Here is a 13,937-nt window from a genome sequence, read left to right on the forward strand (position 1 = left end):
AACGCACCGAGTGTATAACATGTAAAATCATGACACGACCACCCCCAGCATCTCAAAATTCGGAATTATTAAAATAACTAGTGAAAAATAATTTTTCATCATTCCTCAGGAACACATATCGCAAGAAAATTTAGACAGCGAAATTTTAATTTTTAAATCCAATTTAAATATGGAATGTATGGAAAAAACTGAATGCACTAACTACCCAATCGTATCAGGAGTTGCCATTCCGAGAAGTGACCAAACACTAGATTCAGTGGACAGTCAAAATTCAAAAAATACGCTTGACGACAACTTATCTATTCTCGCTGATAAATTGCGACATGATAATTCCGCGACAATATCAATTTTTGTGCGAGATTTAGTAAGTTGGTCGGGTTACCTTCGTCGAAGAGGAAGTTCTGAGCGTCGAATCCAGTCTGCCTTGGATAAACTTCGTTTGCGTACGCTGCCCGATTTTAGAAACGCCCATATCAGCGGGGAGGTGATGCTGCAAAAAATTGAGGACAATATTGCACCACCTCTTCAAACTGAGATTGCCAAAGAAATGCTACAGATCGACCGCGACGCACATATTTTAAAGGTCGGTAGACTAGAGGCAGCGAATCGACGCCCAACAAAGGTGGCACCAGGCGCATTAATATTCGAAGCAACATCTCTAATGATTAAGCATAATTTTTCTCAGTTGCCAATAATGTCAGATGAGCGTCGAGTTATTGGGATAATTAGCTGGAAATCGATTGCAAATCAGATGCTGATAAATAACAAACTTCCAGAAAGAGTTGATGAATGTTCTCTTCCCATAGAAACCGTCTCTTTTGATGCCACGCTTTTCGATACGATATCAACAATTATAAATAAAGAGTGCGTTCTAGTAAAAAAACACGATAACACCATTAGCGGAATAATAACTGCCGCTGATTTGGGAATCCAATTCAGCGAGATGAGTGAAGCATTTTTGAAAATTGGCCAGATAGAGGCAGTTCTTCGGATGATTATAGAAAAATACTATCCACTAAACGAAATAAAAGATGCGAAGGACCCAGGTGACGCGGAGCGAATTATTGAAAGGGTTGATGACTTAACTTTTGGTGAGTACAAACGACTTTTGGAGAATTCTGAAAAATGGAATCAGTATTTCAAGCAAAATACAAGTAGAAAAGTATTTATTGAAACACTTGACGAGGTTCGTTTAATTCGCAATGACGTGATGCATTTTGATCCAGCAGGAATTGAAGAAGAAGATATATCGACGCTATCAACCGCACTCCACTTCTTCATTTCTGTAAAAAACATGATGAGGTAAGGTCAACAGGATCCCTGCGATCAGCGATAGCTGTACCAGATTGCAAACAGGTGCTCGTCAAACGCGAACCCACCACCACAGCAAGAACCCACCCGCGCCCCAAACAAAGGCTCCCCGGGCCCAGCGGGCCTGAAAAATGGCCAGGGCAAGGCGCGCGGGCGAAGACAGTACGCATGTACGGCGAGCCCAAGCAACGCAGCCATGGACATTTTCTCAGGCCCGCGGCTCTGGCCCGCTGTTCAAAACAATACGATCACTGAACACGCGCCAGGTACTGTGCTAGTTGTGCGAAGGTCGCCTTGAACCCCTGCGTCATCGACTCATGCCCTTCCAGGAAAGTCCGATGCTGCTCATCCGTCGCCTTGTGCGGCGTTGAACGCAAGGTCATCGTCGTCTTGCCGTTTTCCTCGGTGAGCGTCATGACATTAAACGATTCCAGCGGCCAAGTGGCGCTGACGGGGTGCTGCACGGCATTGCCCTGCTTGTCGGCAAACGACAGGACCGACACGATCTTTTCCGGCGCTTCGATCTGCTGATAGGTGAACTTGCCCCACATCTCGTAGCCATTGTCGGCGCGCATGCCGTAGTGGAAAATGCCGCCCGGCTGCAAGTCCAGCGCCAGCACGCTCAATTCGAAGCCTACCGGTCCCCACCACTGGGCCAGGCGCTCCGGCTCCACCCACGAGCGGAACACGAGTTCGCGCGGCGCGTCGAAAGTCTGCGTGATGACAAAGTCGCTGCTGTCGCGGTGCTGTCCTTCCTGCTTCTGTTCTGCGGTGGTCATGCTCTCTCCTGTGTTGGTGAACTGATAGTTAATGTAGCAGTGACGCCGAAAATGAGAAAGGCCTGCACGCCATCTTGAGCGTAGGTCGGGTTAGCGCGCAGCGCGTAAGCCGACACCATCAACGGACCAGGCCAACAATGGTGTCGGATTACGGCCCGGAGGGCCTAATCCGACCTACCCGACCTACTTGGCTTTGCCAGCAGATGCCACCTGGTCGAGGATATGCTTCGGCACGGCCGCATAGTGCTTGAATTCCATCGTATAGGTGGCGCGGCCCTGCGTCAGCGACCGCAAGGTGGTGGAGTAACCAAACATTTCCGCCAGCGGCACGAGGGCCTTGACGATGCGTCCCGCGCCGCCGGGGATGTCGTCGACGCCTTGCACCATGCCGCGGCGGGCCGTCAGGTCGCCCATGACGTTGCCCATGAACTCTTCCGGCGTTTCCGCCTCCACCTGCATCATCGGTTCCAGCAGCACGGGCGACGCTTTGCGCATGCCATCCTTGAAGGCGATGGAGCCGGCCATGCGGAAGGCGTTTTCGTTTGAATCGACGTCGTGGTAGGAGCCGAAGGTCAACGTTGCCTTGACGTCGACGACCGGGTAGCCGGCCAGCACGCCCGACTTCAAGGTTTCGACGATGCCCTTGTCGACGGCCGGAATGAATTCGCGTGGCACCACGCCGCCCTTGATGGCGTCGACGAACTGGTAGCCTGTGCCTGGCGGCAAGGGTTCAAGTTTGAGCACCACGTGGCCGTACTGGCCCCGTCCGCCCGATTGCTTGACGAACTTGCCCTCCACGTCTTCCACCGCGCGCGTGATGGTTTCGCGGTACGCCACCTGCGGCTTGCCAACATTGGCTTCCACGCCGAATTCGCGCCGCATGCGGTCGACCAGGATTTCCAGATGCAGCTCGCCCATGCCGGACATGATGGTCTGGCCCGATTCCTCGTCCGTATGCACCCTGAACGACGGGTCTTCCTGCGCCAGGCGGTTCAGGGCGATGCCCATCTTTTCCTGGTCAGGCTTGGTCTTGGGTTCGACCGCCTGGGAGATCACAGGTTCCGGAAAAATCATCTTTTCCAGCACGATGATGTGGTCGATGGCGCACAGGGTGTCGCCCGTGGTTACGGCTTTCAGGCCCACGGCGGCGGCGATGTCGCCAGCATACACTTCCTTGATTTCCTTGCGCTCGTTCGCATGCATCTGCAGGATGCGCCCCAGCCGTTCGCGCGCGCTTTTGGTCGGGTTGTAGACCATGTCGCCCGAATTGACGACGCCCGAATACACGCGGAAGAAGGTCAGCTGCCCCACGAAGGGGTCCGTCATGATCTTGAAAGCCAGCGCCGCAAAATGCTCGTCGTCCGTCGGATGACGCTCCACTTCGTTGTCATGCTCGTCATGGCCCATGATGGGCGGCACTTCCATCGGTGACGGCAGGTATTCGATGACGGCATCGAGCATCGCCTGCACGCCCTTGTTCTTGAAGGCACTGCCACACAACATGGGCACGATCTCGTTGCGGATGGTGCGCGCGCGCAAGGCTTGTTTGAGCTCCGCTTCCGTAAACGTGTCGCCATTCAGGTAGCGTTCCGTCATGTCCAGCGTGGCTTCGGCCGCGTGCTCGACCATGTGGTCATGCCACTCCTGCGCCTGCGGCAGCAGCTCGGCGGGAATCTCGCCATAGCTGAACTGCACACCCTGGCTGGCGTCGTCCCAGGTGATGGCGCGCATTTTCAACAGGTCGATCACGCCCGTGAAATGCTCTTCGGCGCCGATGGGCAGCTGGATGGGCACGGCCACGCCCTTCAGGCGGTCGGCGATCTGCTGGCGCACGCGCAGGAAATCCGCACCCACCCGGTCCATCTTGTTGATGAAGGCGATGCGCGGCACGTGGTATTTATTGGCTTGACGCCAGACGGTTTCCGATTGCGGCTGCACGCCGCCGACGGCATCGTAGACCATCACGGCGCCGTCGAGCACGCGCATCGAGCGCTCGACCTCGATCGTGAAATCCACGTGGCCGGGCGTGTCGATGATGTTGATCCGGTGTTCGGGGAAGTTGCCGGCCATGCCTTTCCAGAACGCCGTGGTGGCGGCCGAGGTGATGGTGATGCCCCGTTCCTGCTCCTGCTCCATCCAGTCCATGGTGGCGGCGCCATTGTGCACTTCGCCTATCTTGTGATTCACCCCGGTGTAGAAAAGAATGCGCTCGGTGGTGGTGGTCTTGCCGGCGTCGATATGGGCGCTGATGCCGATGTTGCGGTAGCGCTCGATAGGTGTTTTGCGGGTCATCACAATCTCCATGGCTAGCCCCGGCGCCCGGCTTTCCAGTGTAGCAGACATCGATTTGGGCAGCACGGCAGCGGGCCGTTTACCAAGCGCGCAACACTGTCCGCCATGCGCACGTCAGGGACACGGGGGCTAATTGCAGATTCGGCTATACTTCCAAGACCTTAATTTTTGAACTTTAATTCAACAAAGATTAATAAAAATCAATACGCATGGCATCCCGCCATGCAAGGCGACGCCGCCGGCATGCAGCCCAGGTGCGCACCGAACGACATGCCCTACTCAGCTTATGACTATCCAACTAAGAAAAATAATCCTCTCTTCCCTGCTGGCATCGCCGGCGCTGGCCATGGCCGGCGAACTGGAACAGCAAATGCAGCGTTGCGCCGTCCTCGGTGACGCCAGCGCCCGCCTCGGCTGCTTCGATACCCTGGCCAAGGCGGCGGAAAAGGCCACCATCGCGGCTGGCGGCGATCCTGCGGCAGCCGCAGCGGCCCTGGCAGTGGCGGCTGATGCCGCTCCCCTCACGCCAGTCAGTCCGCCGGGCGTCGCCACGCCGGACGCCGTCAACGCCGCCATTCCCGCCATCGCACAGGCTGGCGCGGCGCCACCGGAAGCGCCGATTTCGCGCACGCAGCAATCGTGGGAACTGAACGACGCCTCGAAGCGCGGCCTGTTCAACTTCCGCCCGCACCGCGACACCTATCTGCTGCTGGCCAATTACAGCGACGCCTCGAACGACGAACCGTTCCAGGATTTCACGCCAGGCGGCATCAAGAGCCAGCATGTGGAACTGACGTTCCAGCTGAGCTTCAAGATGAAGCTGCTGGAAGACATCGCCGGCACACCGATCGACATGTGGTTCGGCTACACGCAGCAAAGTTTCTGGCAGGCGTATAACCGCAAGGCCTCAAGCCCGTTCCGCGAGACCAATTACCAGCCGGAACTGATGCTGGTGATGCCGATCAACAAGAATTTCGCGGGCGTGGAATTCAATTACCTGAACTTCGGCCTCGTGCACCAGTCCAACGGCCAGACGTCAACCCTGTCGCGTAGCTGGAACCGCGTATATGCCGAGCTGGGCGTGGAGAAAGACAACCTGGCCGTCACGACGCGCATCTGGCACCGCCTCGACAATGGCAAGACCGATAATGACAATATCGACATCACCGATTACATGGGACATGGCGATTTGCGCGTGAGCTACCGCAACAAGGGTCACGAGTACGCCGTGACGGCGCGCCGCAATTTCAGCAAGAAACATGGTTCCATGCAGGCCAGCTGGGCTTTCCCATTGAAGGCCAACCTGAAAGGCTATCTGCAACTGTTCTCCGGCTATGGCCAGAGCTTGATCGACTACAACTATTCGCAGAAATCGATCGGCGCTGGTTTCATGGTCGACCTGTAAGCAACACAGTCACGCAAACAAAAATGGCGCCGAGGGCGCCATTTTTTATGGGAAATATCTGGTTTATCGCCGGCCACCGCCCAGCACGCGCGCCGGCAGCATGACGATGGCGCGCAGCAATTCGAACACGCCTTCCACGCCGATGCCGATCAAACGGAATGGCAGCAACAGCAGCCAGGCCAGCGGATACAGCACGAGGGCCAGCAAGGCCAGGGGCCAGCACACCAGCAAGAGCAGCAACCACAGCACGAATCCCAGCATCGCGTTCCCCCTAGAATGAAATGTGCGGAGCAAGCCGTGCTTGCCCCGCTACCGTGACAGCACTATAGTAAAGCGCCGCCACGGCGGCAACGGCCGTGCGATGAACTGCGCGCTACAGGGATGAACGGCGCAAAAACGGGAATGAACGGGGCCTGCGGATACCTTTATTGACCGACGCAAATCACTTTCGTGATGTATTCATGCGCGTTCGGTTTCTTGCTGGTGGCCCATTTGATAGCCTGGTTGGCATCTTCGATGGTCATGATGGTGGCCTTGTCCTTGGACTTGATGAAGGACACGCCTTCAAACACGCCTTCCTTGCTGCGCATTACCTTGGCAAACACGGGTGGCCTGGTCTCGCCATCGCTGATTTTGTTCTGTTGCACGAGGTAACGCTGATCGATCTGTTCCATGATAGTAAAGCTGTCCAGTGGGTAAAAGACGAAATATACCCTGAATGGACAAACGCCGCAGGACGAAATCGCTGCGGCGTTGCCTTGGAATTAACGCTACTTATGCGTAGACGGCGTTCTGTATCGCTGGCTGCAGGTTGACGTCATAGATGACCTGGGCGCGGATCGATGCTTCCAGCGAAGGGATCGAACCACCAGCACGGTACTGGAAGCTCACTTGCAGCACGTCGCCCGCCTTCACGGCCACCGGCGTGGCCAGCGGCAGGCACATGTAGTGGTTCAGCCAGTCGATGGTGGTCGAGCGCTCGGGCACGACGGCCAGGATGTTCTTGGTGACGAAACGCAAGGCGTTCAGGGCGCCGCTGCGCTCGACGACAAACTTGCCGTCAAAGCCGAACACGCTGTCCGTCGGCTGGCTGAAGTCGATGATGCTGTAGACGGAAGGCGGCGCCAGTTCCAGCACGCCAGGATGGATGGCCGTGGTTTCCTGGAATTGCACGATGGGCGCATAGAAACCCTCGAAATCGTATTCCTGCTGCATCGGCTGCACGGCCATGATGACGGCTTCGGGCAGGAAGATGGGCAGCGGGCCGCCAAAGCGGGCCAGGTAGCGGCGCTTGAACGATTCGATCACTTCCACCTGCTTTTCGCGCAGCATGCCGACATGGATCATTTCGCAAATGACCACATCAACGGGCTCGGGCGGCAGGTACTCGAAGGCGTCCGCGTGGACGACTTCGACTTTTTCACCGTTGGGATTGAGCGCCAGCATCTTGCGCGCTTCCTTGACCATGTCCGGATTGAACTCCACGCACCACACCTTGTCGGCGCGCGCGGCCGCAAACCACGACAGCACGCCCGTGCCGCCGCCCAGCTCCAGCACTTTCATGCCAGGCTTCACCGCGTAATCGATCGCCGACTTGAACCCGTGCATGCGGTTCTGGTCCATCAACATATTGTGGTGGTAATGGACGGGGATAAATTGCCCCAGGTAACAACTCTCGATTTCTCGTTCATTCAGCATGTCTGTCCTCTTGGAGTCTGGCTCCGATGGCCGATCGGTTTTGTCATTCCAGAAAGCAGTGATATCGCACGGGCTGCGCGAGGGGCGGCGACAATACAGCCGGCGCCTGACGGTGAGGTGATGACCCATGCGACGTATCTCCTGATTAATGCGACACGATCATTATCGTTAATCGGCAAGGAGAACAAAGGGCTGAGGTGAGAGGCAATTCCATGCCAGTTTCAGCGCTGGCATGGAAAGTATTGAAATTAAAACATTGCTTACATGGACTTATTTACGTGCGGCGCGCGCCTTTTGTGCCGCTTCGATGATGGCGACTACACCGGGCTTGTCGCCCGCCTGGGCAAACTGCACGGCCGTCCAGCCATGGTCGCTTTTCAGGCTGGCGTCCGCGCCCCAGGACAGCAGCAGCTTGACGGCGCCCTCCTGCCCTTCGCGGGCGGCAAACATCAGCGGCGTGACGTTGGCGGGCGCGCGTGCATCAACCACGGCGTCGAGGTCGAGAAAAATCTTCATGATGGGCAAGTCGCCCGCCGAGGCCGCATAGTGCAGCGCCGTCCAGCCGCTCTGGTTGACCTTGGCGCCCTTGGCCAGCAAGGCGTTCACGGCGTCCTGCTTGTGCTTGTAGGCCGCCATCATCAGCGCCGTGTTGCCATTGGCCGAGCGGGCTTCGATGTCGATGCCGGGCGCCTCGAGCAGGACCTGGAAAACCCGGTCCGCATCGTCGCGCAAGGCCAGCACGAGGGGAATGTCGCCGCGCTGCGCGTCAGGCTGATTCGGATTCATGCCGTCAAGCAGCATGCTGCGCACGCCGCTGACGTTATTCACGGACACGGCGCGGAAGAAAGCGTCCGGTTCCGGCGCAGCATGGCTGGCATGGCTGGCGGTGGCGCAGCACAACAGCATCGCCAGCGCGAGTTTTTTCATCATGTCTGACCTTAAGAAGTTATGGCAACTGATTGAATAACTTGAAGAAATTATCCGTCGTCTGCTTCGCCACCTGGTCCAGCGGTATGCCTTTCAGGGTCGACAGGTATTCCGCCACGTGGGCCACGTAGCCCGGTTCGTTCATGCGGCCGCGGAACGGCACGGGCGCCAGGTACGGCGAATCCGTCTCGATGAGGATGCGCTCAAGCGGCACTTCCAGAGCCACGGCTTGCAAATCCTTGGCGCTCTTGAACGTGACGATGCCGGAAAACGAAATATAGAAGCCCATGTCGATGGCGGCGCGCGCCACTTCCAGCGATTCTGTAAAGCAATGCATGACGCCGGCCACGCCGCCGTCCGACACGCCAGCGCCCTCTTCGCGCATGATGCGTATCGTGTCTTCGCTGGCCGCTCTTGTGTGAATAATCAAGGGCTTACGCGTGATTCTTGAAGCTTTGATGTGAGTGCGAAAACGCTCGCGCTGCCACTCCAGATCGCCCGTCAGGCGGAAATAGTCGAGGCCAGTCTCGCCGATGGCGATGATCTTCGGATGGTCGGCCAGGCGCACCAGGTCTTCCACGGAAGGTTCAGGCGTGTCCTCGTAATCGGGATGCACGCCGACGGAAGCGAAAATGTGCGGATACTGCTCGGCCAGGGCCAGCACCTGTGGAAAGTCCGGCAAGTCGACGGACACGCACAAGGCATGGGTCACCTTGTTCTCGGCCATCTTGGCGAGGATCTCGGGCATGCGAGCAGCCAGCTCGGGGAAATTGATATGGCAATGGGAATCGATATACATAAGGCGGGATTGTACCGGAGCACGGGGAAACTGGCAGAGAGTAGAGGCAAATTCTGCAGTGTAATCAACGTACCAATACCACAGAGGATTTCACTGCTTTGCGGCATCCGTCGCCGGGCTACCTGAAGCACTAGCGGAACCAAGTCCTGATTTCATCTCAGTGCGCTGTTGAATCTCACCGATAAATTTATAGCCAAGCACTAAAGCACCAATGACTAAAATTGTGACAACGTTAACAATGAGATTTCCTCCGACGTCGCGCAGCCACCCCACCCAAGTACGTTTAGCGGCTAAAGCGCCATTGATAGCCGTTAGCTGTGTTTGCAAGCTAGTATTAATCGTTCCAATATACGTGTACAGAACATCCTGTCGAGTTTCTGCCTCAGTACGTTGAACCAAATCATCAAGACCTTCATTGAGAAAAGCCTGAGCCATTGCCTCAGCCTGTGAACGATAGGCTGCTATAGATGCGTCAAGTGACGCTATAGCATGAAATCGGTCAACTTCTTCCCGGCTAGGATTGCCACCCGAAGTTGTTTTGAAAAACTCGACTTTTTGTTGCTTATAGATAATATAAGCTAACGCACCTACCAAGTCATTGGGATCTGCAGTCAACTTCCCATAGATAGTGTTGTGTGCCACAGGTCACTTTGGGTTAATAACTGCAGTCTTTGCAAAGCGGTAGGCTTCTGATATTTTTTTGCTTGAAACCCCTACTTCCCGCATAACTTTCGCCGCGACAGGTGAGGACGGCGACCGCGACAAGGTACTGGAGGCCGAGCCATAGTTAGCCTCTTTCGGCACGGCCGACTTGGTAGACATTCGGCCATTTATCGCCATAACGTCGCTCCGAGAAAAAGCTACTTTCGCCATGTCGTTCTCCTTATTGCCAAATTGGCCTCAAAACCTACATTAAAGAACCAGGTTAAATTATACGCCCTCCTATGCGATGGTCGATAAACGAGCGCACGAGCGACCATGCCTGTTCAGCAGCTACCTTGGAGTAGAGTCTTTCCGGCGTTATTGCCCCTGCGGCGGCTGCCACAGTTCCACCTTGTTGCCTTCGGGATCGATGACCCAGCCGAACTGGCCATACTCGGAATCGGGCGCCTTTTCCAGGACGTTGCAGCCTTCGTCGCGCAAGGCTTGCAGCAGCGCGTCGAGGTCGTCGACGCGGTAGTTGATCATGAAGGATGCCTTGCCGGGCGCGAATTGTTCGTTGTCATTGGCCGCGACGGACCAGATGGTGGTGCCGCCAGTCGGCTTGCCGTCGGCGTCCGTCCAGCTGAAAGCGGCGCCGCCCCACGGCTGCACGTCCAGGCCCAGGTGGCGCTGGTACCAAGCGCGCAGCGCGGCCGGGTCTTGCGCGTGGAAAAAGATGCCGCCGATGCCAGTGACTCGCTTCATGCCCGCCTCCGTTGCTGTCCAGTGCCCTGACTGTATCACCGGGGGCCAAGCGTGGCAAACGGGTATGCCTGATAGGCAAAAATATTATCAAGATGTATAGTGGCTTACCGCAGCGCAACCATAGGGTCGCGCGCGGATACGTGGAGAGTGTTCATGCTGAAAGTTGCCCGCCCTTTGATACTGCTGGCCTGCCTGGCCCTGACAGCGCATGCCCAGGATAACCGCGGCGTGCCCAAGCCTGCCGCCGAGGCGGGCCTGTGCCAGCCCGTCTGCGCGTCTGCGCGCCAGGATTGCCGCGCGCAGGCGCAAGGCGCCACGGAAAACGATAGCAGTCCCATCTTGTCGATGAAGCCCAGCAGCAATCCCTACGTCGCGGCCGGCAGGAATGTCGACGCGCAAGCGGAGCAGTTGCGCCCCACCGAAGCCCAGGCCTTCCGCGCCCGGCGCGCCGAACGCCAGCAAGCGTGCGAAGTGCAATACCGCAGTTGTACGCGCGCCTGCGGCTAAGCCGTTCCATTCAGCCCAAGAACCGTACAATCTGGATTAACTTGATAACGCAAGCGTTTGATTTTATTGGCAGCTGGATGCGTAGTCGAGCAACATGTCTTCCAGGAACAGCTTGGGTGACAAGGGGTGCTCGGCAATGGCCCGGCGTTCGTTCGCTGCCTTGATGGCGGCCATCAAACGGCTGACATTGATGCGCCCGGCCAAGGCCTCCAGCTCGCGCCGGTGGCGCGGGTAGTAGCGGATGGTGCCGGACAGCTTGACGGAAAACACGTCGTACAGCCAGCGCTGGAGCGATGCTACCAGCGGCGCCAGCGGCGCCTTCTGCAATTTATCGGCCGCCTTCAGGGCCGCTTCCACGCCGGGATTGGCCAGCACCTGCAGCAACTGTTCCGTTTCTTCGCGGCCGCCCGATTCGGACTGGGCCAGCGCGGCCAGCGGCGCGCCGCCCTGCTCGCGCAGCCAGCTGTCCGCATCGTTCAAGCCTTGTTGCTTGAGCCACGTCAAGGCCTGCTCGTGGCTGGGCATGGGCAAGGCGAATTTCCTGCAGCGCGATAAGATCGTCGGCAGCAAGCGGTCCAGGCTGTTCGATGCCAGCAGGAACACGGTGCCCGGCGGCGGTTCTTCCAGGGTTTTCAGCAAGGCGTTCGACGCCGGCGTATTCAATGCCTCGGCCGGGTACAGCACCACCACGCGCAAGCCTTGCCGGTGCGTGGAAATGTTCATGAAGTCGGCCAGATTGCGGATCTGCTCGATCTTGATGTCTTTCGACGGCGTCTTGGTCTTGGCGCTTTTCTTCGCGCCTTCGCCCTCTTCGCCGTCGTCCGCCACCTCGTCTTCCAGCGCTTCCGGACGGACCCGGCGGTAATCGGGATGGTTGCCCTGGCTAAACCAGCCGCACGAGGCGCAGGCGCCGCAGGCGTGGCCGTCGGCGCGCACGTCTTCGCACAGCAGTGCCTGCGCGAAATGCTCGATGAAGTCGGCCTTGCCGATGCCTTGCGCGCCATGGAACAAAATGGCGTGCGGCATGCGCGGACGCAAGGCTTGCAATTGCTGCCAAGCATCCTGTTGCCACGGATAGAGAGAACTGGTCATTTTATTCTTTTAAATCAGCGCATTACAGGGCTTTGTTCGAGCAAAATATCCAGCAGTTTTGCCAACTGTACTTGAATATCGGCGATGCTTTGCGTGGAATCGATGATGCGGAAGCGTTCCGGGAACTGGGCCGCGCGGCGCAGATACTCGTTGCGCGTGGCGGCAAAGAAATCGGCCTGCTCCTGCTCGAACTTGTCGAGCGCACGCGTGGCGTCCAGGCGGGCTCTGGCCACGGCCAGCGGCACGTCGAACAGGAATGTCAGGTCCGGCTGCAAGTGCGGGTGCACCCATGCTTCCAGCGCTTCCATCTTGCGCAAGTCCATGCCACGCCCACCGCCCTGGTAGGCAAAGCTGGCATCGCTGAAGCGGTCGGAAATGACCCACTCGCCCCGTTCCAGGGCGGGTGCGATGACTTGCGCGATGTGTTCACGGCGGCTGGCGAACATCAGCAAGGCTTCCGTTTCCAGGTGCATTTTTTCATGCAGCAGTAGTTCGCGCAGCTTTTCGCCCAGGCTGGTGCCGCCCGGTTCGCGCGATGAAACGAGGCTCACGCCCCGCTGCTGCAGGTAGTCGGTCACAAAGCCGATATGCGTCGACTTGCCCGCGCCATCGATGCCTTCGAAGGTGATGAAGCGGGGTTGATAGTGTTGTGTCATGAAACTCTTAATCTTGTGATGATATTAACGCTGATACTGGTTCACGGCGCGGTTATGGTCGGGCAAGTTGGCCGAGAACTGGCTGGTGCCGTCGCCGCGCGCAACGAAATACAGCGCTTGCGTGCGGGCCGGCGCCAGCGCCGCCGTCAGCGATTGCGCGCCAGCCAGGGCGATCGGCGTGGGCGGCAAGCCGCCGCGCGTGTAGGTATTGTAAGGGGTGTCCGCTTCCAGGTCGCGTTTGCGGATCTTGCCTTGGTAGTTATCGCCCATGCCATAGATCACGGTCGGGTCCGTCTGCAGCAGCATGCCTGTTTTCAAGCGGTTGACGAACACGCCGGCGATCATCGCGCGCTCGGACTTTTGCCCCGTTTCTTTTTCCACGATGGAAGCCATGATCAGCGCCTCGTACGGGTTTTTATATGGCAAGGCCGGATCGCGCTTGTCCCACGCTTCGGAAAGGCGGCCGATCATGGCCGTGTGCGCCTGCCTGAAAATCTGCATTTCGCTGGCGCCCTTGGCAAACAAATATGTATCCGGGAAGAACAAGCCTTCCGGGTGCACGTATTCCGGGCTGATCTTCGCCATCAGTTCCTTGTCGGACAGGCCCACGGTATCGTGCTTGAGGCCAGGGTGATTCGCCATCGCCAGGCGCATCTGCTTGAAGGTCCAGCCTTCGATGATGGTCAGCGCCTCTTGCGCGAATTCGCCGCGCGCCAGCTGCGTGATCAGGCGCTGCGGCGTGGTGCCCGGTTTCAACTCGTAAGAACCGGCCTTGATCTTCGAGGTCTTGCCTTCGATGCGCGCCAGCATGTTGAACAGGATGGGCACGATGGGCACGCCCGCGTCCGCGATTTGCTGGCCGGCCGCATGCGCGCCGCTGCCCGGCGCGATCGTAAACGGGATCGCCTCGCCGTCCGTGGTGATGGGCTGCTGCGCCCAATACACAAAAGTACCGCCGACGCCGATGGCGGCGATGACTGAGCTGACTACAAGTTTTTTAAAGAAAGCCATTGTTCCGATTCTTGTGATGCGCTCGCTGGCGGGCAACGCGCGCTTGTTATGAT

The 13,937-nt window shown here is 57.7% G+C and carries 15 protein-coding genes; 3 read left to right on the forward strand and 12 right to left on the reverse strand.

Annotated elements, in window-relative coordinates; all coding sequences use genetic code 11:
- The first annotated feature begins 178 nt into the window (after positions 1-178).
- On the forward strand, positions 179-1,306 hold the full coding sequence (locus tag FG13_RS29325; protein WP_161784149.1) for a CBS domain-containing protein: 1,128 nt from the start codon (positions 179-181) through the stop codon (positions 1,304-1,306).
- A 253-nt stretch (positions 1,307-1,559) separates the two neighbouring features.
- Here FG13_RS29325 and FG13_RS05255 read toward each other — a convergent pair whose 3' ends face one another.
- Both FG13_RS05255 and fusA read right to left on the reverse strand, forming a co-directional pair.
- On the reverse strand, positions 1,560-2,090 hold the full coding sequence (locus FG13_RS05255) for an SRPBCC family protein (RefSeq protein ID WP_035819034.1): 531 nt from the start codon (positions 2,088-2,090) through the stop codon (positions 1,560-1,562).
- A 183-nt stretch (positions 2,091-2,273) separates the two neighbouring features.
- Positions 2,274-4,382: an elongation factor G gene (gene fusA, locus FG13_RS05260; protein ID WP_035827349.1), complete on the reverse strand. Its 2,109-nt coding sequence runs from the start codon at positions 4,380-4,382 to the stop codon at positions 2,274-2,276.
- A gap of 286 nt (positions 4,383-4,668) precedes the next feature.
- Between fusA and FG13_RS05265 the strand changes: the two genes are divergently transcribed.
- Complete coding sequence (locus FG13_RS05265; protein ID WP_327062279.1) at positions 4,669-5,787, forward strand: phospholipase A; 1,119 nt, start codon at positions 4,669-4,671, stop codon at positions 5,785-5,787.
- A 63-nt stretch (positions 5,788-5,850) separates the two neighbouring features.
- On the opposite strand, the gene FG13_RS05270 is transcribed toward FG13_RS05265, so the two are convergent.
- The 7 genes from FG13_RS05270 to FG13_RS05295 all read right to left on the reverse strand — a co-directional run bounded on the left by FG13_RS05270 (position 5,851) and on the right by FG13_RS05295 (position 10,618).
- A complete protein-coding gene (locus FG13_RS05270; protein WP_034784591.1) occupies positions 5,851-6,048 on the reverse strand; it encodes a hypothetical protein in 198 nt (65 codons plus the stop codon).
- A 164-nt stretch (positions 6,049-6,212) separates the two neighbouring features.
- Positions 6,213-6,461 carry a hypothetical protein gene (locus FG13_RS05275; RefSeq protein WP_035819046.1) on the reverse strand — a complete coding sequence of 83 codons (249 nt, stop codon included), beginning with the start codon at positions 6,459-6,461 and terminating at the stop codon, positions 6,213-6,215.
- A 100-nt stretch (positions 6,462-6,561) separates the two neighbouring features.
- Entirely contained in the window at positions 6,562-7,485 is a 924-nt protein-coding gene (locus FG13_RS05280) for a methyltransferase domain-containing protein (protein WP_035819048.1), read from the reverse strand.
- A gap of 270 nt (positions 7,486-7,755) precedes the next feature.
- Positions 7,756-8,415, reverse strand: coding sequence for an ankyrin repeat domain-containing protein (locus FG13_RS05285; RefSeq protein WP_035819050.1), 660 nt, complete (start codon positions 8,413-8,415; stop codon positions 7,756-7,758).
- Between the two features lie 16 nt (positions 8,416-8,431).
- Positions 8,432-9,211 (reverse strand): TatD family hydrolase, encoded by a 780-nt coding sequence (locus FG13_RS05290; RefSeq protein ID WP_035819052.1) that lies wholly within the window; start codon positions 9,209-9,211, stop codon positions 8,432-8,434.
- 90 nt (positions 9,212-9,301) lie between these two features.
- Complete coding sequence (locus FG13_RS29915) at positions 9,302-9,853, reverse strand: hypothetical protein (RefSeq protein ID WP_152598690.1); 552 nt, start codon at positions 9,851-9,853, stop codon at positions 9,302-9,304.
- A 378-nt stretch (positions 9,854-10,231) separates the two neighbouring features.
- On the reverse strand, positions 10,232-10,618 hold the full coding sequence (locus FG13_RS05295) for a VOC family protein (RefSeq protein ID WP_035819054.1): 387 nt from the start codon (positions 10,616-10,618) through the stop codon (positions 10,232-10,234).
- Positions 10,619-10,771: 153 nt separating this feature from the next.
- On the opposite strand from FG13_RS05295, the gene FG13_RS05300 reads away from it, so the two are divergent.
- Positions 10,772-11,125, forward strand: a complete 354-nt coding sequence (locus FG13_RS05300) for a hypothetical protein (protein ID WP_035819056.1) — start codon at positions 10,772-10,774, stop codon at positions 11,123-11,125.
- A 63-nt stretch (positions 11,126-11,188) separates the two neighbouring features.
- Here FG13_RS05300 and FG13_RS05305 read toward each other — a convergent pair whose 3' ends face one another.
- From FG13_RS05305 to mltG, 3 genes are read right to left on the reverse strand one after another with little or no spacing between them, the layout of a single operon-like run.
- Positions 11,189-12,217 (reverse strand): DNA polymerase III subunit delta', encoded by a 1,029-nt coding sequence (locus tag FG13_RS05305; protein ID WP_035819059.1) that lies wholly within the window; start codon positions 12,215-12,217, stop codon positions 11,189-11,191.
- 14 nt (positions 12,218-12,231) lie between these two features.
- Positions 12,232-12,873: a dTMP kinase gene (tmk, locus tag FG13_RS05310; RefSeq protein WP_035819063.1), complete on the reverse strand. Its 642-nt coding sequence runs from the start codon at positions 12,871-12,873 to the stop codon at positions 12,232-12,234.
- A gap of 24 nt (positions 12,874-12,897) precedes the next feature.
- A complete protein-coding gene (gene mltG / locus FG13_RS05315; RefSeq protein ID WP_035819066.1) occupies positions 12,898-13,884 on the reverse strand; it encodes an endolytic transglycosylase MltG in 987 nt (328 codons plus the stop codon).
- Positions 13,885-13,937 lie beyond the last annotated feature (53 nt).

The organism is Janthinobacterium sp. RA13 (assembly GCF_000745325.1).
Lineage (GTDB): Bacteria > Pseudomonadota > Gammaproteobacteria > Burkholderiales > Burkholderiaceae_D > Janthinobacterium > Janthinobacterium rivuli.